Origin of the sequence: Dactylosporangium sp. CS-033363 (assembly GCF_050942475.1) — a bacterium.
GTDB lineage: Bacteria > Actinomycetota > Actinomycetes > Mycobacteriales > Micromonosporaceae > Dactylosporangium.
This window is the reverse complement of record NZ_CP192032.1, coordinates 7,079,335-7,100,177: the sequence shown is the minus strand read 5'-3', so window position 1 is coordinate 7,100,177 and position 20,843 is coordinate 7,079,335. Positions and strand designations below refer to the sequence as shown.

Sequence of the window (20,843 nt, the reverse complement as noted above, 5' to 3'; positions counted from 1 at the left end):
GCGCCGCTGGTGGTGCGGCCGCCCCCGTCTCGCATCAGCCGCACCACCAACGGCAGAACGTATATGATTTTTGGCCGCAGTGGCCCCTGTCAAGGGTGGGATGTGCACGTGCAAGCTGTTCCGTCCAAGCACGAGCTGGCGTACCGCGAGATCCGTGAGCGGATCATCGACGGCCGGTTGGGCCCGGGGAAGCGGCTGGTGCTGAGCAGCCTGGCGCGGGAGCTGGACGTGTCGCCGGTGCCGGTGCGCGAGGCGATCCGCCGGCTGGAGGCCGAGGGCCTGGTGCACTTCGAGCGCAACGTCGGCGCCCGGGTGGCGACGCTGCAGGACGACGAGTGGGAGCAGCTCGTCGAGATGCTGGCGCTGCTGGACGGGTTCGCGTTCGCGGCGGCGGCGACCCGGGTGACGCCGGCCGACGTCGAGGAGGCGCGCGGGTTCAACGCGCGGCTGCGCACGGCCGCGGCGGCCGAGCAGATCGACCACGCGCTGGTGATGTCGCTGCACCGGCAGTTCCATCGGGCGTTGTACCGCACGTGCGGCAACCGGTACGTGATCGAGTCCCTGGACGGCATCTGGGACCGGATCGACGCGTCGCGGGTGCTGGTGACGCTCTATCCGTCGCTGCGGCTGGCCACGGCCGTGACCGAGCACGACGCGCTGCTGGAGCGGCTTGTCAGCGGTACCGACGACGCGGTTGTCCTGGAATCGTGCGCCCGCGAGCACAACCTGAACGCGATCCGCACGATCCGGGCCGGCAAATAAGAAGACCGGCATCCACGGGGGAAGATGCCGGTCTCGCGTTCAACTATACGACGGGTGTGGCGGGGTCCGCCAGTGGCAGTTTGCTGTCTGTTTCACTACCTGACGCCCACCGGGGTCTTCGGGGTCCGCAGGCCCTTGGGCAGGGTCGGCTCGTTGGCCGCGAGCTCGACCTCGATGAAGCTGGTCTCGTGCCGTTCGGCCTCGTAGGCCGCGTGGCCGCCGCGCAGCCCGAAGAGCCGCTTGGACAGCAGGATGTACAGCACGGCGACGATGTTGATGACCAGCGCGCCGATCCGGGTGAACGTGATCTTCTCGGTCAGCTCGTAGATCTCGATCGGCAGGCCGAGGGAGGTCGCCACGACGGCGAAGTACTCGCCCCAGCGCTTGAGCATCCACAGGCCGACGCCCTCGACGAGCTGGAGGCTGCCGTAGAGGGCGAGGCCGGCCGCGACCCAGAGCAGCGTCTTGGACTCGGCCTCGATGACCGTCCGGATGGTGTGGATCATCGCGGAGTCCTCGAACTTCCAGCCGACCTTGTCCATGAACGGCCGCAGCAGCGGCAGGTCCTCGTTGAAGGCCTTCTCCACGCCGTCGCGGTGGTTGCGGAAGTGGAACACGCCGTAGGCGGCGGCGAGGCAGAGCAGGCCCTTGATGAACCGCTCCAGGGACAGCAGCCGCAGGATCAGCGCGTCGCGCAGGGCCCGCCCGCGCAGCACGATCGGCGCCCGCTCGGCGGGGCCGGTCCGGTGTGGCTCGCCGATGACGAAGTCGCCGCAGCGCAGGCAGCGCCAGGCCGGGCCGACCGGGGTGGGCGCGTGCAGCTTCTCCCGCAGCGCGTCCTCGGTCGGGGCGTAGGTCACGTGCCCGCGGCGCGCGCAGGTGCGCAGATTCCAGTCCACGCGATCTTTGATACCGCATGGACGCCAGCTTTTATGTCAGCTTTGTAACTCGGACGGTTTGCGGGCTTTCGCGGCGCACCTGGATCGGCACCTTCGGCGAGGCGTGCTCGGTCCGGCTGGTCGCGATGAGCAGGATCCCGACGAGGACCGCGGCGACGACGCCGTCGAGCCAGTAGTGGTTGGCCGTGCCGGCGACGACGAGCATGGTCAGGACCGGGTGCGCGAGCCACAGCCAGCGCCATCTGCTGTTCGTGGCGTGGATGAGCCCGGCCGCCACGACGAGGGCCCAGCCGACGTGCAGAGAGGGCATCGCGGCGTACTGGTTGCTCAGCGTGTCGGTCTGCGGCGGCCCGTAGACGGACGGGCCGTAGACGGCGGCCGTGTCGATGAGCCCGATGCCGCCGAGCATGCGCGGCGGCGCGAGCGGGAACGCGAAGTGGATGACGAGCCCCGCCGCGGTGAGCCAGGCGAGGATGCGGCGGAACCGGATGTAGTGTTCGGGCCGGAACCAGTACATGAAGATCAGGAATGCGACCGTGGCGGGGAAGTGCACGACGGCGTAGAACACGTTCGCCGCGCGGACCAGGGCGTCGGCGCTGAGCAGCAGGTGCTGCAGGCCGGCCTCGTCCGGCAGGCGCAGCGCGCGTTCGAGGCGCCACACGAACGTGGCATCGTCGAAGGCCGCCGAGATCCGTCCGTCGACCGCCATCCGGCCCACCTTGTAGGCCAGGAACAGGCCCAGGACCAGCAACAACTCAGTCCAGGCTCGGGGCCTTAACCGTGTGGTGTGTTGTTGTTCACCAACTACGGGCCCCGTGTTCATCAGGCGACGTTACCTGATGTTGCGGCTCGCGCAATATTCCTGCGGGTGCACCCGGCCCGTGTCCTGCGTCACCGAGTTGTTTACGCTTCAAATTTTTAGGGGGTTTCATTGAGCACTCGGGCAGATCAGGCGATCGCCGCCCTGCGCAAGGGCCACGACGACCTGTCCGCGCTGGTCGCCGGCCTCACGGCGGAGCAGCTCACCGGCACGTCGGCGGCCGACGAGTGGGACGTCTCGCAGGTCGTGAGCCACCTGGGCAGCGGCGCCGAGATCAACCTGGAGGCCGTACAGGCCTCGCTCGAGGGCCGTCCCGCCCCCGAGTTCGAGTTCAACAAGGGCGTGTGGGCCCGCTGGGACGCGATGACCCCGCAGGAGCGCCAGGCGGCGTTCCCGGCCGCCAACCAGCGCCTGGTCGAGGCGTACGAGGCGCTCACCGCCGAGCAGCGCGAGTCCCACAAGGTCGACGTCGGCTGGATGCCGGAGCCGGTCGACGTGGCCACCTCGGCGCTGCTGCGGCTCACCGAGTTCGGCTACCACGACTGGGACGTGCGGGCCGCCCTGGACCCGCAGGCCGAGCTCGCCCCCGAGGCGGCCGCGCTCATCAGCGACCGCGTCGAGGGCCTGTTCGGCTGGATCGCCAAGCCGGCCAACCTCGACGGCCGCACCGCCGACCTGCTCGTGCGCCTCACCGACACCGGCGAGACGCTGGGCCTGCACCTGGCCGACCCGGTGACCCTGGGCGCGGCCCCGGCCACGCCGGACGGCGAGCTGGCGCTGACCCTGGAGGCGTGGCTGCGCCTGGCGGCGGGCCGCCTCAAGCCGGCCTACACCCCGTCGACGGCGCAGATCTCCGGCCCGATCTCGCTGGACGACCTGCGCGCGGTGTTCCCCGGGTACTGAGGTGTTCCGCGGAGGGCCGGGCCTTGCGGTCCGGCCCTCCGCGGGTCTGCTTGGCGACGGCCTTCAGGTAGAGGTTTACTTGGCGACGGCCTTCAGGCAGAGCACGTCGCCCTTCTCGCCCTGCTTGCCCTGCCAGAACGTGTCCGTCGTGTCGGGCCACTGGTCGCACACGGTCGAGAACCCGTTCGTCGACTCGATCTGCGTCTTGCCGGAGACCTTGCCCAGCACCGAGTACTGCGCGTCGGCGCTGTCGCACTTCACGATCGTGAGCTTGTCGTCGCCCGGGTTGTGCAGGCAGTCCCCGACGTTGGCGTTGAGGGCCGCGTCCCGGTTGAAGAACCAGGCGGCGCCGAGCAGCACGCCGAGGACCACGACCAGGCCGACGAGAATCGTGATCTGACGGCCTTTGCCCTTCGTGGCCGGCGCGACCCCTGGAGCGGCGGGCCCGGACGGGGGCGCCTGGGGCGGCTCGGGTTGTTGCAGCGGCTGCTCGGGAGTGGTCATGGCGGAGCCTTCCAGGGATTCCGGATGGGTACCCGGCCAGGCCTACCGGCTCCGCGTGCCGTACGCCCGCATCTGTCCGCATCCCGACTGTTTGTGGCTCAAGCGGGCCAACCGGGCGTCGCGTGAACGCCAAGATCCTGGGCGACGAGCCGCGCGGGCGCACCTTGGCGGGCCAGCCAGTCGTACGCGGCCCGCCCCCGCCCGGCCGCGCTCGCGCTCAACGTCCGCGCGTGCCGGCAGCTGCGCGCGGCCACGGTGACGGTGCGCCACACGGGCCCGGCCGGCCGCGTCGTGGCGAGTGCGCCGCCCGCGGGCAGGCGGATGGCCGACCGCGGCTCGTCCGGCCGGTCCTGCACGAGCACGTCCCACCCGTCGCCGGGCGCCGGCCCCGCGGTCGCGATGTCGCCGCCGATGGTCACCAGCGCGCCGATGCCGCCGCCGCACCGCTCCTCGACGAGCCGGGCGCAGCGATCGGCGGCCCACGCCCGCGCCGTCGGCCCGAGATCCAGGCGCATGCCGGGCGGCAGCGTGAGCCGCCGCCCGGCGAGCCGGATGTGCCGCCAGTCGGCGGTCGGGTACACGATCATGCGCACGCCGGCGCGGTCCACCGCCGGCCGCGCGGAAGCCGTCGCCTCGCGCGGCGGTTGCGCGCTCTCGTAGGGCAGCGGCGCCAGGATCAGCGGCCCGGGCGGCCACGGCGCCTCGACGGCCGGCAGATCGCCCGGGCCCGACCGAGCCGCCAGCACCGGGGTGATCGCGCCGCCGGTCGCGCGGGCCGTTTCCAGCGCCGCCGCGACCAGCGCGGCCGGCAGCGGGTCGAGATCGACCGGGCGGCCGTCATCCCGCGTCAGGGCCGCGCCGCAGGCCTCGTCGACCTGCGTCAGCTCATGTCGGACCAGGTGCTCAGCCGCCGCCAGTCCCGCGCGGTCCGTGACCACCAGGCGGGCCTCGACGCCGAGCGCCGGCCAGGAGACCGCGGCCGTCATCGCGGGGCCGCCGCAACCGCGTGGACCGAGGTCGATGTCACCCAGGACGGGGCCGCGGTCAGGACGGGCCACGCGGAGCCGTTGTCGGGCGGGGCGCTGGTCGTCGCCGAAGCCGACGTCGGGGCGGCCGCCGCTGTGGTCTCCTCGAGCCGCGCGGCGTGGGCCACGCCGGCGGCGGCCAGGGAACCCGCCACCCCCAGCGCGGCCAATAGGCCGGCGAGGCCGGTCGCGCGTCGCAGTACGTTGTGCCGGTGCATCTTCGCCCTCCTCGGACAAGCCGTTGCCGTGGAGTCTTGCCACGGTGGCTCCGCCGGGCTTGGCAGAACGCTGGCACCCGGCTGGGAGGCGAAGCGAAAATCAGCGCTCGACGACGCGGCGCAGGGAGTACGTGACCGCGTGCAGCCGGTGCGGCTGACCAATGATCATGGCGGCCCGGTCGTACGCCTGCCAGCCCTCGGCCCCCGCCCGGTTCAGGTGGCGCAGGTCGTTGAAGCGCTCATCGGTACCCCACCGCTGCACGCCGCCCGGGTGGTGGAAGACGGCGTCCCAGTCCTCGAACTTGTCCGTGCCCAGCGTGCCCGCGGCCCGGTACTCCAGCCTCGCGTACTCCCATTGCGTCACGCGGTACATCATGCCCGACATCGAGCAAAACCACCGTCGTGGCCACCGGAGCCGGAATGCCGCACCGGACCGGACAGTTGCATGTGACGAACGGTTGATTCCGCAAGTTTCTCTCTGGTGAGCACGGAGCTTCGTTCCGTACGGTCGCTCAGCCGCCGTCAGCGGCAGACCCCGTCACTCATCCAGGGAGCACAACCCTTCATGCGTACCAAGCTCATCGTGGGCACGCTCGCGGTCACCGCAGCCTTCATCATCGCCTGCGGCTCCACCGGCACCTCGTCCTCGTCGTCCGGCGCCGGCGCCGGCGGCAACGCCGGCAGCAGCGGCGGTGCTGTGGCGCAGCAGGCCGACGAGAAGAAGGGCCCGGCCACCGTCAAGGTCGGCGAACCGCTCACGCTGAAGGAGAGCATCCTCGGTGACACCACCGTCGTGGAGATCACGCTGAGCGAGCTCAAGGCCAACGTCAAAGCGACCGACGGATTCTCCAAGCCCAAGCAGGGACAGTTCGTCACCGTCAAGGTGAGCCTGCAGGTCAAGCAGGGCAAGTACTCCATCAACTCGACGGCCTTCAAGTTCGTCACCGCGGACAACACCGCGATCGACTCGACGCTGTCGCTCGACGGCAAGGACCTGATGGCCAACGACATCGCCTCGGGCCAGAAGGCGTCCGGCACCGTCTGGTTCGACGTGCCCAAGGGCGCCGAAAAGGGCGGCAAGATCGCCCTGAAGTCGATCCTCGCCGACGGCGACGCCGGCTACTTCGCCCTGTGAAATAGCCTGGGAGCGTGGAACACCAGCGAGACCGCGACGTCGAGGGCCGCGCCCGCAATGCGCGGCCCAGGGATGAGCTCGGGCGGCCGCTGCCGCGCGGGGCCGAGGGCGTGCCCACGATGCCCGACGACCTCAGCGTCACCCCCGAGGAGGCGCTCGAACAGGCGCAGCGCCTGCTCGACGAGGGGCGGCCGTTTCACGCGCACGAGGTACTCGAAGCAGCCTGGAAAGCCGCGCCGGAGCCGGAGCGCGAACTCTGGCGCGGACTCGCTCAGCTTGCCGTCGGGCTCACGCACGCCAGGCGCGGCAACGCGGACGGGGCGCGCCGGTTGCTCGAGCGGGCCGCGGTGCGGCTGGCGGGCTATGCCGGGCACCCGCCGTACCGGATCGATGTTCGTGGCATTGTCGAGTTCGTCGACGCAGGGGGCATCGGCACGCCGCGCCTGCGGTCATGACTCGTCCGGGTAGTGGAAGACCGACTCCAGGGGGACGCCGAAGGCCCGCGCGATCTGGAAGGCCGCCTCGAGGGTGGGGGAGTACTTGCCCTGCTCGATCGCGTTGACGGTCTGGCGGGTCACGCCGATGCGCTCGGCGAGTTCGGCCTGGGTCATCTCGCCGTGGGCGAAGCGCAGGGCGCGGATCGAGTTGGTGACGCGGGTCGGTTTGCCCACGGGCTACATCCCCCGCCGGTACGCGACGATCTTCACGATCGACGATACGAGGGCCGCGAGGGCGAAGGACAGGTACAGGGAGTTGGCGATCCAGAAGTACGGGGCCTCGCGCATCGCCAGCACCAGGGGGACGAGCGCGGCGATGCTCATGACGTAGAACGCGGCGTACTCGCCGAGCCGGCCGATGGCCCGGTCCCGCTCGTCGCGCGTTCGCGCCTCCCGCGGGGCGAGGCCGGCGGCGACCGTCTCGGCGGCGACGTTGAGCACGATCGACGCGCCGACGGCGACGAGCAGCGGCACCACGTAGTCACTGGCCGCGAGCCCGTTCTGCGGCGCGCGCAGCAGCAGCGTCACCGCGTAGGCGACCGGCACCACGACGGCCACGGCCGCGTAGATCCAGGCGCGTTTCTCTTGGAACGACACGAGTCGAAGGTAAAACGAACTCGACACGGTGTCAAGGATGCTTTACACGCCCGGATTTAAGGTATAAATCGGATATGTCGGACTAGTGCGCTGACCACGAACGTTCACGGTGTTGGATGACACGCCGCTCAGCCTCCGGGGTGGGTGGCGTGTCTGCGTTCAGGCTGTGACGGTGGCAGAACCCGTGCGTGTGCGGCCGGGTGTCTGACCAGGAAGGTCAGCAGCTGCTGCGAATCACCAGGTGAGGGACCGGCTCGGCGATCCGGCTGCGGCGGGCGATGGTCGTGCTCGCTCGACCAAAGCGATCCATGCCTACCTACGCTGGCGCAACACCAACACCCGCCACCCCGACGTCCTCGCCGCACAACGCCGCGAACGCGCCCGCATCCGCTCCGAACGCCAACGGCGACAGGGCCGGCCCATCCGCTCGGCGGCCTGATCGCCGCCAGCAGCACGGCTACCTGTCGCCAAGACCGACCAGCACATGGCCGTCCACCCAGCACGGCACTCGCACAGCCTGCACAGCCTCGCCCGGCCTTCCCGCCTCTGCCACCGCGACAGCTTGAGACCCCGCACGCCACGCGGCTGGGAGGCCGGGCGGCGTGTCATCCAACACCGTGAACGCTCGTGGTCAGAGCGCTAGCCGAGCGCCCGACATATCTGCCCAAATTTCGCGGCCGAAAACGCGGTACCGTCTACGCGTGGCGTTCACGATCGACACGGCGGCGGACGGGCACGCGGTCGTGCACGCCGATGGGGAGCTCGACGTTGGCAACGCGCCCGAGTTGCGCAAGGCGGTCGCGGCCGCCCTCGATGCGCGGCCGGCGCTCGTGGTGGACCTGGCCGCGGTCACGTTCATGGACTCGGTGTCGCTGGGCGTGCTGATCGGGGCGTACAACCGGGCCCGCGAGAACGGCGGAGCGTTCGCCGTGGTGTGCACCGACGAGCGCGTCCGCCGCATCTTCCGGATCACGGGGCTGGATCAGGTGTTCACGATCGTCGACTCGCTCGAGGCTGCCACACCTTAGGTGTTGCGCAGGATGGCGTCGATCTCGGCGATCTCCTCCTCCGTGTGCCGGCCCAGGATCAGGTCCAGCTCGAGCCGCTCGGCCGGGGTCCGGTACGCCGCGATCTCCCGCCGCAGCTTCCGGCGCGCCCGCCCGGCCTGCATCCGGTCGCTGATCAGGTTCCGCATCCTTGTCGCTGTCATCTCCATGGCGCCTACTGTATCGATTCAGAAAGATCATCTCAGCTCGATAAACCGTGATCGGGAGCACGCAGGCGCTGAGCTGCGGGTGCAGGATGGTCTTGTGCGCGACGTCACCCCCGCCCCGGGCACCCTGGACCCGATCGAGACCGCCTCCCGCGACGAGCTGGCCGCCGTGCAGCTGGATCGTCTGAAGAAGACCCTGCGGCACGCCTACGAGCACGTCCCGCACTACCGGGCGGCGTTCGAGGCTCATGCGGTATACCCGGAGGACCTGAAAGAGCCGGCCGACCTGGCGCGGTTCCCGATGACCACGAAGGCCGACCTGCGGGCCAACTATCCGTTCGGGATGTTCGCCGTGCCGCGGGAGCGGGTGGCGCGCATCCACGCCTCGTCGGGCACCACCGGCCGGGCCACGGTCGTCGGGTACACCAAGGCCGACGTGGACACCTGGGCCGACCTCATGGCCCGGTCGATCCGGGCGTCCGGCGGGCGGCCCGGGGACCTGGTGCACGTGGCGTACGGCTACGGCCTCTTCACCGGCGGCCTGGGCGCGCACTACGGGGCCGAGCGCCTCGGCTGCACCGTCGTGCCCGTCTCCGGCGGCATGACCGAGCGGCAGGTGACCCTGATCCGCGACTTCCGGCCGGACATCATCATGGTGACCCCGTCGTACCTGCTCGCGATCGTCGACGAGATGGCGCGGCAGGGCCTGGAGCCGCGCGAGTCGTCGCTGCAGGTCGGCATCCTCGGCGCGGAGCCGTGGACCGAGGACATGCGCGGCGAGCTCGAGCGGCGCCTCGACATGCACGCCGTCGACGTCTACGGGCTGTCCGAGGTGATGGGGCCCGGCGTGGCCAACGAGTGCGCCGAGACGAAGGACGGGCTGACGATCTGGGAGGACCACTTCTACCCGGAGATCGTCGACCCGGTCAGCGGCGCGGTGCTCCCGGACGGCACGCCCGGCGAACTGGTGCTCACGTCGCTGTCCAAAGAGGCAATGCCCGTCATCCGGTACCGCACGAGAGACCTCACCCGCCTCCTGCCCGGCACCGCGCGGACCATGCGCCGGATGGAGAAGATCACCGGGCGCTCCGACGACATGATGATCGTCCGCGGGGTGAACGTGTTCCCGACGCAGATCGAGGAGCTGCTCCTGCGCGAGCCGGCCCTCGCCCCGCACTTCCAGTGCGTGCTGTCGAAGGCGGACCGCCTCGACGTGCTGACCGTACGCACGGAACGCCGCCCCGGCGCGCCGGAGGGGTCGGCGGCCGAGGCGGCGATCGCGCTGGAGAGAAACGTCAAGGGTTCGATCGGCGTCACGATCCGCGTCGAGGTCGTGGCGCCGGGCGAGGTCGAGCGCTCCGCCGGCAAGATGCGCCGGGTGATCGACAACCGCTGAAACAAGGCGTGCGCTAGAAGCCGTTGTTGGCGATCGCCTCCGAGTACCAGCGGCCGCTGGCCTTGATGGTGCGCTCCAGCGTCGCGTAGTCCACGCGGATCAGGCCGAAGCGGCGGCTGTACCCGAACGCCCACTCGAAGTTGTCCAGCAGCGACCAGGCGAAGTAGCCGCGCAGGTCCACCCCGGCCGCGATCGCCTCGTGCACCGCGGCGAGGTGCCCGCGCAGGTACTCGGTGCGCTCCGGGTCCTCCACCCCGCCGTCCGGGCCCGGGCGGTCGTCGTAGGCGGCGCCGTTCTCGGTCACGTACAGCGGGCGGTCGCCGTAGTCGCGGCGGATGCGCAGCAGCAGGTCGCGCAGCCCGGTCGGGTCCACCGACCAGCCCATGTGGGTCACCGGGCCCGGCGTCGGGTGGAACTGCACGGCCTGCGCGGTCGGGTAGCAGGTGCCGTGGTCCAGCACCCCCTCGGGCGCCGCGCTGACCAGGTCCGGCTGGTAGTAGTTCACGCAGATCGCGTCGACCGGGGCGGAGATCGTGGCCAGGTCGCCGGGGCGCACGAAGTGCCAGTCGGTGAGCTCGCGGGTGTCCTCGACGGTGTCGGCCGGGTACGTGCCGAGCAGGATCGGGTCGAAGAAGATCCGGTTCAGCAGGCCGTCGATGCGCCGGGCGGCGTCGGCGTCGGCCACGCTGGCGGTGAGCGGGCGGACCGCGCCGGCGTTCAGGGCCACCGAGACCTGGCCCGCGACGCCGGCCGCGCGCAGGGCCTGGACGCCGAGGCCGTGGGCCAGCAGCAGGTGGTGGGTGGCGGTCAGGGCGCCGACGTGGCCGCGCCGGCCGGGGGCGTGGCCGCCGGTGCCGTACCCGAGAAACGCCGAGCACCAGGGCTCGTTCAGGGTGTTCCACAGCGCCACCCGGTCGCCGAGCCGCGCCCCGACCACGGCCGCGTAGTCGGCGAAGCGCAGGGCGGTGTCGCGGGCGGTCCAGCCGCCGCGGTCCTCCAGCTCCTGCGGCAGGTCCCAGTGGTAGAGCGTGGCGACCGGGCGGACCCCGGCGGCCAGCAGCTCGTCGACGAGCCGGTCGTAGAAGTCCAGGCCGGCCTCGTTCACGCCGACGCCGCCGGCCGGGCGGATGCGGGGCCAGGCGACCGAGAACCGGTACGCCGACAGCCCCAGCTCGGCCATGAGCTTCACGTCCTCGCGGTAGCGCAGGTAGTGCCCGGTCGAGGTGGCGCCCGTGTCGCCGCCGTCGATCCGGCCCGGCTGGGCCGCGTAAGTGTCCCAGATCGACGGGGTGCGGCCGTCGGCGTCCACGGAACCCTCGATCTGGTACGCGGCCGTGGCGGCGCCCCACCAGAACGTCGAAGGAAAGGTCAGCGCGCCCTGCGTGGCCTGCACCGCCGTCGTGCTCACACGTATCACCCCGTGCCTCGTCGAAGACTTGGAGAGCGCTCTCCAAGATGTGTGACCAGACTGCGACCCTTTGTGGGTGAGTGTCAAGGTCCGGAAGGTGCCTGGATGGTCGCGAACCCTTGACATGGCGGAAAGCGCGGGGCAACACTGCCTCCAATCGGAGAGCGCTCTCCAAACCGCCACGGCGCACTCCTCACACCCCGCAAGGAGCCCCCTCGTGCATCCGGCGCACACTTCCGTCCCCGCTTGGCGGAAACTGCTCACCTCGCGATGGCGCATAGCTCTGGTGCTCGCCGTCGTCGCCGCCGTAGCCGTCGTGGTCGCGCCGTTCGCGCGCGCCGCCGACAGCCTGATCTCGCAAGGCAAGCCCGTCACCGCCTCCTCGGAGCAGGCCGCCGACGTCGCGGCGAGCTTCGTCAACGACGGCAACGCGGGCACCCGCTGGGGCAGCCAGTGGAGCGACCCGCAGTGGATCCGCATCGACCTCGGTGCGACCGCCACGATCAGCCAGGTCAAGCTCGTCTGGGAGGGCGCCTACGGCAAGTCCTTCCAGATCCAGACCTCGGCCGACGACCAGAACTGGACGAACATCTACAGCACCACGACCGGGGCCGGCGGCACGCAGACGCTGAACGTCACCGGCAGCGGCCGCTACATCCGGATGTACGGGACCGTGCGCGGCTCCGGCTACGGGTACTCGCTGTACGAGTTCCAGGTCTACGGCACCCTCGGCGGCACCACGAACCCGACCGGCGGCGCCTGCAACACCACGGCGAACGTGGCCCAGGGCAAGACCGCGTCGGCCTCGTCCTCGGAGGGCGCGGGCAACGGGCCGCAGTACGCCTTCGACGGTGACGCCGGCACCCGCTGGAGCAGCACGTTCAGCGACCCGCAGTGGATCCAGGTGGACCTGGGCTCGTCCCAGTCGATCTGCCAGGTGGTCCTGCAGTGGGAGGCCGCCTACGGCAAGGCGTTCCAGATCCAGACCTCGGCCAACGGCACGGCCTGGACCGACGTGTACTCCACCACGACCGGCACCGGCGGCACGCAGACCATCCCGGTGAACGGCACCGGCCGCTACGTGCGCATGTACGGCACCGCCCGCCCCGGCGGCTACGGCTACTCGCTGTGGGAGTTCAAGGTCTACGCGGGCGGCGGCTCGACGACGTCGAACCCGCCGAGCTCCCCGCCGCCGACCTCCTCCTCGCCCGACCCGACCAACTGGACGACGGTCTGGCAGGACACCTTCGACGGCGGCGCGAACACGTCCCCGTCGGCCGCCAACTGGCTCATGCGCACGGGCACCCAGTTCCCGGGCGGCGCGGCCAACTGGGGCACCGGTGAGGTCGAAACCGCGAGCAACAGCACGGCCAACGTGTACCTCGACGGCGCCGGCAAGCTCAACATCAAGGCCATCCGCGACGGGGGCGGCAACTGGACCTCCGGCCGCCTGGAGACCCAGCGCACCGACTTCCAGGCCGCCGCCGGCGAGATGGTGAAGTTCACCGCGCTCGTCAAGCAGCCGGACGTCGCCAACGCGGCCGGGTACTGGCCGGGCTTCCGGGCCACCGGCGCGGCGTACCGCGGCAACTTCAACAACTGGCCGGGCGTCGGCGAGACCGACATCATGACCGACGTCAACGGCCGCAGCCAGCTGTCGCAGACCCTGCACTGCGGCACCGCGCCCGACGGCGTGTGCGGCGAGTACAACGGCCGCTCCTCGGGCCTGGCCAGCTGCACCGGCTGCCAGACCGGCTACCACGAGTACACCCAGGTCATCGACCGGACCAAGACCGACGAGGAGATCCGCTTCTACCTCGACGGCAAGCAGTCCTGGGTCGTGCGGGAGAGCCAGGTCGGCGTCACGGCCTGGAACAACGCCGTGCACCACGGCTTCTACCTGCGCTTCGACCTGTCGATCGGCGGCTCGCTGCCCAACGCGATCGCCGGCTTCACCACCCCGACCCCGAACACCACCTCCGGCGGCGTCCTGTCCGTCGACTCGGTGACGGTGGCCAAGGCGACCGGCACCGCGCCGGCCGCGATGACCGACCCGGCCACCCCGACCGGCGCGAGCGTGGTCAAGGTGACCGGCAGCCAGGGCAACTGGCAGCTGCAGGTCAACGGCGCGAACTGGGAGGTCAAGGGCCTCACCTACGGGCCGCCGCAGCAGGCCGCCGACGGGTACATGCGCGACCTGAAGAACATGGGCGTCAACACGATCCGCACCTGGGGCGTGGACGACGCGAACACCCCGGAGCTGCTCAACCGGGCCGCCCAGCAGGGCATCAAGGTGGTCGTCGGGCACTGGCTCAACCAGGGCGCGGACTACGTCAACGACACCGCCTACAAGAACGCCACCAAGACCGAGATCGTCAACCGGGTCAACGCCCTGAAGAACTACCCGGGCGTGCTCATGTGGGACGTCGGCAACGAGGTCATCCTCACCATGCAGGACCACGGCCTGTCCGCCGCCGACGTCGAGGCCCGCCGCGTGGCGTACGCCAAGTTCGTCGACGAGCTCGCCGTGGCGATCCACGCCGCCGACCCGAACCACCCGGTCACCTCGACCGACGCCTACACCGGCGCCTGGCCCTACTACAAGGCGAACGCGCCGCACCTGGACCTGCTGGCCGTGAACTCCTACGGGGCCATCGGCAACGTCAAGCAGGACTGGATCAACGGCGGGTACACCAAGCCGTACATCGTCACCGAGGCGGGGCCGTCCGGCGAGTGGGAGGTGCCCAACGACGTCAACGGGGTGCCGAACGAGCCGACCGACCTGCAGAAGCGCGACGGCTACACGGCCAGCTGGAACGCCATCAAGTCGCACCCGGGCGTGGCCCTCGGCGCCACCGAGTTCCACTACGGCCTGGAGAACGACTTCGGCGGCGTGTGGCTCAACACCTACGGCGGCGGCTGGCGCCGGCTCGGGTACGGGGCGCTCAAGCAGGCCTACACCGGTACCCCGCTGGCCAACACCGCACCGCAGATCACCGCGATGACGGTCTCCAACCAGACGGCGGTCCCGGCCGGCGGGCAGTTCACGGTCAACGTGGCCGCGAGCGACCCCAACGGCGACACCATCCGGTACAACATGATGGCCAGCGACAAGTACATCACCGGCGGCACCGGCTTCCGCAACGTGAACTTCACCCAGAACGGCTCGACGTTCACGGTCACGGCGCCGGAGAAGCTCGGCGTGTGGAAGATCTACGTGTACGCGTTCGACGGCTTCGGCAACGTCGGCATCGAGACCCGCTCGTTCAAGGTGGTGGCGCCCTCGATCCCGGGCACCAACCTCGCCCTGAACAAGACGGCGACGGCGTCGAGCTACCAGCCGACCGGCACCAACGGCCCGCAGCTGCCCTCCTACGCGGTGGACAACAACTACGGGACCCGCTGGGCCAGCGAGTGGGTCGACACCGCCTGGATCACCGTGGACCTCGGTTCCAAGCAGACCTTCAACAAGGTCTTCCTGGCCTGGGAGGACGCGTACGCGAAGGGCTACCAGATCCAGACGTCCGACGACAACGCCAACTGGACGACGATCTACTCGACCGCGGCCGGCGACGGCGGGTTCGACGACGTCAACGTCAACGGCAACGCGCGGTACGTGCGGATCAACGGCCAGACCCGGGCGACGACCTACGGGTACTCGCTCTGGGAGTTCGGGGTCTACCGCTCGTAACTGATACCTGATTTGGGCTGAAAGCGCTCTCTGGGCAGATTGCCTGGAGAGCGCTTTCCGTATGTCGTGCTATAAAGCAGCGTGACCGAGAAACGGCGACCGACCTTGGAGGATGTGGCGGAGGCCGCGGGTGTCTCCCGCGCGACCGTCTCGCGGGTCATCAACGGCGTGCGCAACGTCGACCCGAAGCTGCACGAGATCGTGTGGCAGGCCGTCGACGCCACCGGGTACGTGCCCAACCGCGCCGCCCGCTCCCTGGTCACCCGCCGCAGCGGCACCGTCGCCCTGGTCGTGTCGGACTCGGTCTCCCACGACGACGACCCGTTCATGGGCCGCTTCTTCGCCGACCCGTTCTTCGGCCGCATCGTCGGCGGCGTCATGAGCGTGCTGCGGCCCAAGGGCATCCAGCTGGCCCTGCAGATCGTCGGCACCCAGGAGGCCCGCACCCGCCTCGTCGGCGACCTCGGCCAGGGCCAGGCCGACGGCGCCGTGGTGCTCTCCCTGCACCCCGACGACACCCTGCCCGAGCAGCTCTACGAGGCCGGCATCGCCGCCGCGCTGGTCGGCCGCCCCGCCCAGCCGGTGCCCATCTCGTACGTCGACCTCGCCAACGACGCCGGCGGCGCCCTGGCCGCCGAGCACCTCCTCGGCCGCGGCTGCACCCGCCTGGGCATGATCACCGGCCCGGCCCACGTGCCCGCCTCCCAGGACCGCCTCACCGGCTTCCGCCAGGCCCTGGCCCGCCACGGCCACGCCTGGTTCCCCACGGCGGAGGGCGGCTTCACCTACGAGTCGGGGGAGACCGCCCTGCTCACGCTCATGAAGGAGCACCCGAGCCTGGACGGCGTCTTCGTCGCCAACGACCTGATGGCCCAGGGCGCCCTGATGGCCCTGCGGTCCTTGGATCGCCGGGTCCCGGAGGACGTCGCGGTGATCGGCTTCGACGACTCCAGCGCGGCCCTGGACGCCCGCCCGCAGCTGACCACGGTCCGCCACCCCCTGGAGGACATGGCGGCGGAGACGACCCGCCTGGTGCTGGCCCGCATCGACGACCCGGGCCTGCGCGTCGAGTCGGTCATCTTCGACCCGAACCTGGTCATCCGCCAGTCTGCGTGAACAGCCAGCCCGCCTGTTTCCGGCTTTTCTCCACGTACTCGCGCACGCCGTACGCCAGGTCCTCGATCAGCCCGCACCGCGCGTAGAACAGCGCTCGTTCCCGCAGCTCCGGCGGGATCGGGGGCGCCGCGGGCCCGAGATCGCGCAGCAGCAGCCCGTAGTCGTAGGCCGGATCGCAGATGGCGGCGTCGCTCCAGTCGATGATCCCGGTGACGGCGTCGTCCGCGATCAGGACGTGCTCGGCCCCGAGATCGTTGTGCGAGAACACCAGCCGCTCGGCGGCCGCCGGCGGCTCCTGCTCGAGGAACCGCGCCGCCTCGGGCAGCTCGAGCTCGGCCGCCATCTCCCGCGTCTCCTCGAGCCACAGCTGCGGCGGATCGGCGTCGACCGGCACCAGCCCCGCGAACCGCGCAACGGGTTGCGCATGCAGCGCGGCCAGGGTCTTCGCCAGCGTGCCGGTGACGGCGGGCGTGGGTTGGCGGAGCATGAGCGGTACACCCGGGAGCAGCCGATAGCCCAGGGCACCCTCGGCCGCGAACACCGCCTCCGGCACCGCCACGATCCCCCGCAGCACGTCGGCAACTTCGTTGAGCAGCCGGGCCTCCCGCGTCACGTCAAGGGCCTCGGGATCGGCCGGAAACCGCACCACCCACACCTTGTCGACCAGGTAGGCGGTGTTGTCCAGCCCCCGCCCGAGCGCCTCGACCACGTCCCCGGCAATCCCGGCCCCGCTGCGCCGGACGACTCCGCGCACATCGTGCTCCACGATCCGGCATGCTACGCGGGTGGAGGCCGACATCGCCGTGGACGCCGCTCTGGTCCACACCTTGATCCGCGACCAGCACCCAGACCTCGACGGCCCTCTGACGCCGGTCGCGATGGGCTGGGACAACGCCATCTTCCGGCTGGGCCCTGACCTGGCCGTCCGCGTCCCCCGCCGACGGGTGGCGGCGGCGCTGATCACGCACGAGCAGCGCTGGCTGCCGACATTCGCTTTGCCGGTACCGATCCCCGCACCCGTCCGCGCCGGCGCTGCGACGGAGTACTACCCGTACCCGTGGAGCATCACGCCCTGGCTCACCGGCACCGTGGTCGCCGCGCTGCCCGTGCCGCCCCGCCGGTCCTTCGCCGCGCAGCTGGCTGCATTTCTGACCACCCTGCACCGACCCGCACCTGTGGACGCACCCGCGAATCCGGTCCGCGGCGTCCCCCTGTCCACCCGCGATGCGGCGATGGCGGACCGGTTCGCCTCCGGCCGCGTGCCGCTGGACTTGCGTCCATTGTGGAAAGAGCTGGCAGCGGTACCGTTCTGGGCCGGCCCGCCGCTCTGGGTGCACGGGGACCTCCACCCCGCGAATCTCCTTGCCGGGGCGGACGGTTCGCTGTCGGCGGTCCTGGATTTCGGCGACCTCACCGCCGGCGACCCGGCCACCGACCTCGCCGCGGCCTGGCTCGTGTTCGACGGTCCCGCCAGAGCGGTCTTCCGCGCCGGGCTCGACGTCGACGACGACACTTGGCAGCGGGGGAGAGGATGGGCCCTCAACATTGGCGCGGCGATCGCCGCCGATGTCTCCGGGACCGCTGAGATGCACGCCATCGGTGCGCACGCCCTCGCTCAGGTCCGCTTGGACGGCTGATCGCTCTTCCCGCAGGCGCCGCATCTTCTCGGCATGCCGCTGGGCGAGTCCCCAATCGCGGTGCCGCTTGTGCTCCTTACGGAATGCCTCAACGGTGGGAGAGTAGTTCCGGCGTCTTGTCGTGTCCCGCATCGCTGTCAATTCGGCCCGGCCAAACAATGACATCTGCCCCACAAAGAAATTGTCCCACCAGGCCCCAGACAGACCGAATCCGACAACCGAACAATCGCACATACCGCAAATTCCTGAGTTGTACCACCGAACGATGACCACGACGGACCCGGCAGCCCCCTACGGTCTGGACCACCGAACCTTGACCAGAGTCGTACCGGGACCACGCCAACCCTGTGGGCCGCCGATAGGCGGGCCGAACCATCGGACGAGGGCACTTCTGCGGTTGCCCATCGGTCCGGGTTGCGCTTTTTCCACCCGACCGATGGGCACCACATATGTGCCCTCGTCCGATGGTCCCCGGCCGCCGGGGCGACCGGAATGTATTAGCGTGGTCCCGGTGACGACTTTGGTCACCGTTCGGTGGTCCAGACCGTAAATTCGGGAGCCGGGTTCGTTGTGGTCGACATTCGGTGGTCCAGGAGGGAAATCGCAAAAAAAAAGTCGATTCCTGAGTTGTGTCACCGAATGATGACCACGACGGACCCGGCAGTCCCAACGGCCTGGACCGCCGAACCGTGACCACCGGGGGTTGGAGAGCGCTCTCCCAAGATTGCGTTCCAGACCGCGTTCTCCCTGTTGACACGGCCTGCGGGAGCCGCGAGACTGGTGGTGCGGAGAGCGCTCTCCAACGGATCGGGTGCCTGAGGTCGAGCGTTGTCCCGAAGGCGGCCAGTGCAGCGGGTCAGCGGGCCTGACGGGGGCTGAACTGGGTCCGCCGGCGGGTGGTTGCGCGAAAGTCGGGCGTTCGGGTCGGTCATCCAGGCGGGGGCTGCCCGAGCGTTCGCGGTGCCTGGGCGGGCACGCGCGCCGACCAGCAGCGCCGGGGGGCGTCGTCCGGTCGAGAGCCGGGCGACCCGTACGTGCCGTTGTGGCGGTGACCGGGTTGGGGTCCCCGCCACCGGGACCTTGCGGTTGCGGCGTTCCACCGCGGGGCTCTGGGCGCCCCGGAACGCCGCGGCCGCAGGCTCACAACGCCCCGGCAAGGAGGCCACATCATGCGACGACCGCCGCCACGGCCGATCGTGTTGCTCGCCGTCATCGTCGCGCTGCTGACCGGATGCGGGGAAGCCGCAGAACCCGCAGCGGCGCCACCATCACAACAAACCGAGTTCGGGGGGACCGACCTGGCCTGGGTCGAGCTCATGATCCCGATGGACGAACAGCTCATCCCCGTGCTCGATCTGGTGCGGGACAAGGCGCAGGACCAGGAGCTCGTGAAGCTCGCGGGGGAGCTGCACGGCGTGTACGACCAGGAGCTCCCCCGCTTGCGCGCCCTCTCCGACCAGGCCGGGCTGCCCAAGGACAACCCGCACAAGGGCCACAAGATGCCCGGTCTCGTGGACACCGACCGGCTCGCCACGCTGCAGCAGAACAGCGGGGCCGAGTTCGAGCGGCAGGCCGTCGACACGCTGCGCGAGCACCTCGATCAGCTCAAGAACCTGGCCGGGTCCGAGATCGCCAACGGGACCAGCCCGACCGTCAAGGCGCTCGCGCGGCAGGTCGCCGACACCCGGGGAGGTGCCAGCGCCCGGCTGCCGAAGTGACGGCTCACCGCCGGCGCAGGAGCGGGCGCGCGACGAGCGCCACCAGCGCGGTGATGGCCGCGGCGAAGCCCAGCAGGGCGACGGGCGCGCTCACCAGCTGCGTCAGGATGCCCAGGCCCAGGACGGGGACCGCCAGCCCGAGGTACCCGCCGAGGAAAAGGCCGGCCAGAGCCTCGCCGCGGATGCCGGCCGGGGCCAGGTCCACCACGGTGGAGATCCCGCCCTTGAGCAGCGCGCCCGCCCCGGCGCCGGCCAGCACGCCGCCGGCCAGGAAGACGGCCAGGGACTCGGCCCACACGGCGGCCGTGACCGCGGCCAGGCCGAGGACGATCAGGGTCAGGCCGGTCGCGAGCTGGCCGCGGATCGAGCGGCGGCGCAGCAGCACCTGGGTGACCGCGCCGGAGGCGAAGACCAGCGAGGCCACGGCACCCGCGAGGGCACGGGACGGGTGGTGCAGCGTGCCGGCCACGAACGCGGGCGCCAGCGACGTGAACAGGCCCAGGACCGACAGCGCGGCGAAGGCACCGGTCGCCGCCGCGAAGTAGCGGGGACGGGCGGCCGCGGGGACGCCGACGCGCTGCGGGCGGTACCGGCGCGACGACACCGCGACCGTCTCCGGCACCAGGGCGACCGCCAGGGCCGCGAGCAGGAGCAGGACCAGGAAGACCAGGTACGGGGTGCGCAGCGGCGCCGACACGTACTGCGCGAGCAGGCCCGACACGACCGGGCCGAACGCGAAGCCGCCCAGGTTGGCCACCGTCGCCACGAGGTCGCCGCGGGCGCGGCCGGCGTGCGGGCGGGCCTTGGCGTGCAGCTCGGACAGCTGGGCCGTGGCCGTCGCGGTGATCATGCCGAGGCCGAGGCCGGTCACCAGCCGGGCCACCACGACCACGGTGAACGACGTCGAGGTGAGGAAGAGCACCGCGGCGAGCGCCTCGAGGAGTACCGCGGGCAGCAGCACCCGGCGCCGGCCCAGCCAGTCCGAGACGTGGCCGGCCAGGAACAGGCTGACGATCACGCCGAACGCGTAGGCGGCGAAGGCGATGGTGACGCCGATCGTGGAGTACCCGTCGTGCCGCTGGTACAGCGCCCACAGCGGGGTCGGCACGACGGTGAACGCCAGCGACACGGCGAAGGCGAGCGCGATCGCCCAGAACCCCTGTTCATGACTCATTCGACGGCTGCGGGTGGTCTCGGGCGCCGCGGGGCGCGACAGGAGCATGGTCACGAGGTGCACTGTCGCTCGCCGGCATCAGCACCGCCAACGAATCTTCGTGCTCGCGACCATCACCAAATGCGATGAT

22 protein-coding genes and 1 pseudogene are annotated in these 20,843 nt (G+C 70.8%); 11 read left to right on the top strand and 12 right to left on the bottom strand.

Annotated features, from left to right (window positions below):
• Positions 1–108 precede the first annotated feature (108 nt).
• A complete protein-coding gene (locus tag ACQPZ4_RS32855; RefSeq protein ID WP_433044195.1) occupies positions 109–762 on the top strand; it encodes a GntR family transcriptional regulator in 654 nt (217 codons plus the stop codon).
• Positions 763–857: 95 nt separating this feature from the next.
• On the opposite strand, the gene ACQPZ4_RS32850 is transcribed toward ACQPZ4_RS32855, so the two are convergent.
• Positions 858–1,661, bottom strand: a complete 804-nt coding sequence (locus ACQPZ4_RS32850) for a DUF2127 domain-containing protein (protein ID WP_433044192.1) — start codon at positions 1,659–1,661, stop codon at positions 858–860.
• A 31-nt stretch (positions 1,662–1,692) separates the two neighbouring features.
• Positions 1,693–2,412, bottom strand: a complete 720-nt coding sequence (locus tag ACQPZ4_RS32845; protein WP_433044189.1) for a phosphatase PAP2 family protein — start codon at positions 2,410–2,412, stop codon at positions 1,693–1,695.
• A 180-nt stretch (positions 2,413–2,592) separates the two neighbouring features.
• Here ACQPZ4_RS32845 and ACQPZ4_RS32840 point away from each other — a divergent pair, with 180 nt between their 5' ends.
• Positions 2,593–3,384: a maleylpyruvate isomerase family mycothiol-dependent enzyme gene (locus ACQPZ4_RS32840; protein WP_433044186.1), complete on the top strand. Its 792-nt coding sequence runs from the start codon at positions 2,593–2,595 to the stop codon at positions 3,382–3,384.
• 75 nt (positions 3,385–3,459) lie between these two features.
• Here ACQPZ4_RS32840 and ACQPZ4_RS32835 read toward each other — a convergent pair whose 3' ends face one another.
• The 4 genes from ACQPZ4_RS32835 to ACQPZ4_RS32820 form a co-directional block, all read right to left on the bottom strand.
• Positions 3,460–3,888, bottom strand: coding sequence for an LppU/SCO3897 family protein (locus tag ACQPZ4_RS32835; protein ID WP_433044183.1), 429 nt, complete (start codon positions 3,886–3,888; stop codon positions 3,460–3,462).
• A 98-nt stretch (positions 3,889–3,986) separates the two neighbouring features.
• Complete coding sequence (locus tag ACQPZ4_RS32830) at positions 3,987–4,874, bottom strand: FAD:protein FMN transferase (RefSeq protein ID WP_433044180.1); 888 nt, start codon at positions 4,872–4,874, stop codon at positions 3,987–3,989.
• A complete protein-coding gene (locus ACQPZ4_RS32825; RefSeq protein ID WP_433044177.1) occupies positions 4,871–5,131 on the bottom strand; it encodes a hypothetical protein in 261 nt (86 codons plus the stop codon). The genes ACQPZ4_RS32830 and ACQPZ4_RS32825 overlap by 4 nt, the downstream gene beginning before the upstream one ends.
• A 100-nt stretch (positions 5,132–5,231) precedes the next feature.
• Positions 5,232–5,495: a hypothetical protein gene (locus tag ACQPZ4_RS32820; RefSeq protein ID WP_395907090.1), complete on the bottom strand. Its 264-nt coding sequence runs from the start codon at positions 5,493–5,495 to the stop codon at positions 5,232–5,234.
• A gap of 201 nt (positions 5,496–5,696) precedes the next feature.
• On the opposite strand from ACQPZ4_RS32820, the gene ACQPZ4_RS32815 reads away from it, so the two are divergent.
• Together ACQPZ4_RS32815 and ACQPZ4_RS32810 are read left to right on the top strand one after the other, a co-directional pair.
• Positions 5,697–6,266, top strand: coding sequence for a DUF4352 domain-containing protein (locus ACQPZ4_RS32815; RefSeq protein WP_433044173.1), 570 nt, complete (start codon positions 5,697–5,699; stop codon positions 6,264–6,266).
• Between the two features lie 14 nt (positions 6,267–6,280).
• The gene (locus ACQPZ4_RS32810; RefSeq protein ID WP_433044170.1) at positions 6,281–6,721 is read left to right on the top strand and encodes a DUF309 domain-containing protein; all 441 of its coding nucleotides are present in this window, start codon (positions 6,281–6,283) and stop codon (positions 6,719–6,721) included.
• Here ACQPZ4_RS32810 and ACQPZ4_RS32805 read toward each other — a convergent pair.
• Together ACQPZ4_RS32805 and ACQPZ4_RS32800 are read right to left on the bottom strand one after the other, a co-directional pair.
• Positions 6,716–6,937, bottom strand: a complete 222-nt coding sequence (locus tag ACQPZ4_RS32805) for a helix-turn-helix transcriptional regulator (RefSeq protein WP_433044167.1) — start codon at positions 6,935–6,937, stop codon at positions 6,716–6,718. The two genes, ACQPZ4_RS32810 and ACQPZ4_RS32805, sit on opposite strands and share 6 nt — an antisense overlap.
• Before the next feature lie 3 nt (positions 6,938–6,940).
• Positions 6,941–7,360 (bottom strand): hypothetical protein, encoded by a 420-nt coding sequence (locus ACQPZ4_RS32800; RefSeq protein WP_433044164.1) that lies wholly within the window; start codon positions 7,358–7,360, stop codon positions 6,941–6,943.
• A 310-nt stretch (positions 7,361–7,670) separates the two neighbouring features.
• Here ACQPZ4_RS32800 and ACQPZ4_RS32795 point away from each other — a divergent pair.
• Positions 7,671–7,799 (top strand): annotated as a pseudogene (locus ACQPZ4_RS32795) (IS630 family transposase); the annotation flags it as partial.
• A 262-nt stretch (positions 7,800–8,061) separates the two neighbouring features.
• Positions 8,062–8,388, top strand: coding sequence for an STAS domain-containing protein (locus ACQPZ4_RS32790; RefSeq protein ID WP_433044161.1), 327 nt, complete (start codon positions 8,062–8,064; stop codon positions 8,386–8,388).
• Here ACQPZ4_RS32790 and ACQPZ4_RS32785 read toward each other — a convergent pair.
• On the bottom strand, positions 8,385–8,576 hold the full coding sequence (locus ACQPZ4_RS32785) for a hypothetical protein (protein ID WP_433044158.1): 192 nt from the start codon (positions 8,574–8,576) through the stop codon (positions 8,385–8,387). The genes ACQPZ4_RS32790 and ACQPZ4_RS32785 overlap by 4 nt on opposite strands.
• Positions 8,577–8,670: 94 nt before the next feature.
• Here ACQPZ4_RS32785 and paaK point away from each other — a divergent pair, with 94 nt between their 5' ends.
• On the top strand, positions 8,671–9,969 hold the full coding sequence (gene paaK / locus ACQPZ4_RS32780; protein WP_433044155.1) for a phenylacetate--CoA ligase PaaK: 1,299 nt from the start codon (positions 8,671–8,673) through the stop codon (positions 9,967–9,969).
• Between the two features lie 13 nt (positions 9,970–9,982).
• Here the strand turns inward: paaK and ACQPZ4_RS32775 are convergent, their stop codons facing one another.
• Entirely contained in the window at positions 9,983–11,377 is a 1,395-nt protein-coding gene (locus ACQPZ4_RS32775) for a GH1 family beta-glucosidase (protein ID WP_433044152.1), read from the bottom strand.
• Between the two features lie 286 nt (positions 11,378–11,663).
• On the opposite strand from ACQPZ4_RS32775, the gene ACQPZ4_RS32770 reads away from it, so the two are divergent.
• Positions 11,664–15,068 (top strand): galactose-binding domain-containing protein, encoded by a 3,405-nt coding sequence (locus ACQPZ4_RS32770; RefSeq protein WP_433044149.1) that lies wholly within the window; start codon positions 11,664–11,666, stop codon positions 15,066–15,068.
• Between the two features lie 114 nt (positions 15,069–15,182).
• Entirely contained in the window at positions 15,183–16,184 is a 1,002-nt protein-coding gene (locus ACQPZ4_RS32765) for a LacI family DNA-binding transcriptional regulator (protein ID WP_433044146.1), read from the top strand.
• Here the strand turns inward: ACQPZ4_RS32765 and ACQPZ4_RS32760 are convergent.
• Entirely contained in the window at positions 16,165–16,950 is a 786-nt protein-coding gene (locus ACQPZ4_RS32760) for a phosphotransferase (protein WP_433044143.1), read from the bottom strand. The two genes, ACQPZ4_RS32765 and ACQPZ4_RS32760, sit on opposite strands and share 20 nt — an antisense overlap.
• Positions 16,951–16,969: 19 nt before the next feature.
• Between ACQPZ4_RS32760 and ACQPZ4_RS32755 the strand changes: the two genes are divergently transcribed.
• Entirely contained in the window at positions 16,970–17,821 is an 852-nt protein-coding gene (locus ACQPZ4_RS32755; RefSeq protein WP_433044140.1) for an aminoglycoside phosphotransferase family protein, read from the top strand.
• Between the two features lie 1,169 nt (positions 17,822–18,990).
• Positions 18,991–19,539, top strand: coding sequence for a DUF305 domain-containing protein (locus ACQPZ4_RS32750; RefSeq protein WP_433044137.1), 549 nt, complete (start codon positions 18,991–18,993; stop codon positions 19,537–19,539).
• Positions 19,540–19,543: 4 nt separating this feature from the next.
• On the opposite strand, the gene ACQPZ4_RS32745 is transcribed toward ACQPZ4_RS32750, so the two are convergent.
• Positions 19,544–20,761, bottom strand: a complete 1,218-nt coding sequence (locus ACQPZ4_RS32745; RefSeq protein ID WP_433066749.1) for an MFS transporter — start codon at positions 20,759–20,761, stop codon at positions 19,544–19,546.
• Between the last annotated feature and the right edge of the window lie 82 nt (positions 20,762–20,843).

What these genes read in the sequence shown, in the direction of transcription:
- ACQPZ4_RS32835 (WP_433044183.1), bottom strand. Translation starts at nt 3,888, where the DNA reads ATGACCACTCCCGAGCAGCCGCTGCAACAACCCGAGCCGCCCCAGGCG.
- ACQPZ4_RS32815 (WP_433044173.1), top strand. Translation starts at nt 5,697, where the DNA reads ATGCGTACCAAGCTCATCGTGGGCACGCTCGCGGTCACCGCAGCCTTC.
- ACQPZ4_RS32745 (WP_433066749.1), bottom strand. Translation starts at nt 20,761, where the DNA reads ATGCTCCTGTCGCGCCCCGCGGCGCCCGAGACCACCCGCAGCCGTCGA.
- ACQPZ4_RS32830 (WP_433044180.1), bottom strand. Translation starts at nt 4,874, where the DNA reads ATGACGGCCGCGGTCTCCTGGCCGGCGCTCGGCGTCGAGGCCCGCCTG.
- ACQPZ4_RS32785 (WP_433044158.1), bottom strand. Translation starts at nt 8,576, where the DNA reads ATGGAGATGACAGCGACAAGGATGCGGAACCTGATCAGCGACCGGATG.
- ACQPZ4_RS32750 (WP_433044137.1), top strand. Translation starts at nt 18,991, where the DNA reads ATGCGACGACCGCCGCCACGGCCGATCGTGTTGCTCGCCGTCATCGTC.
- ACQPZ4_RS32825 (WP_433044177.1), bottom strand. Translation starts at nt 5,131, where the DNA reads ATGCACCGGCACAACGTACTGCGACGCGCGACCGGCCTCGCCGGCCTA.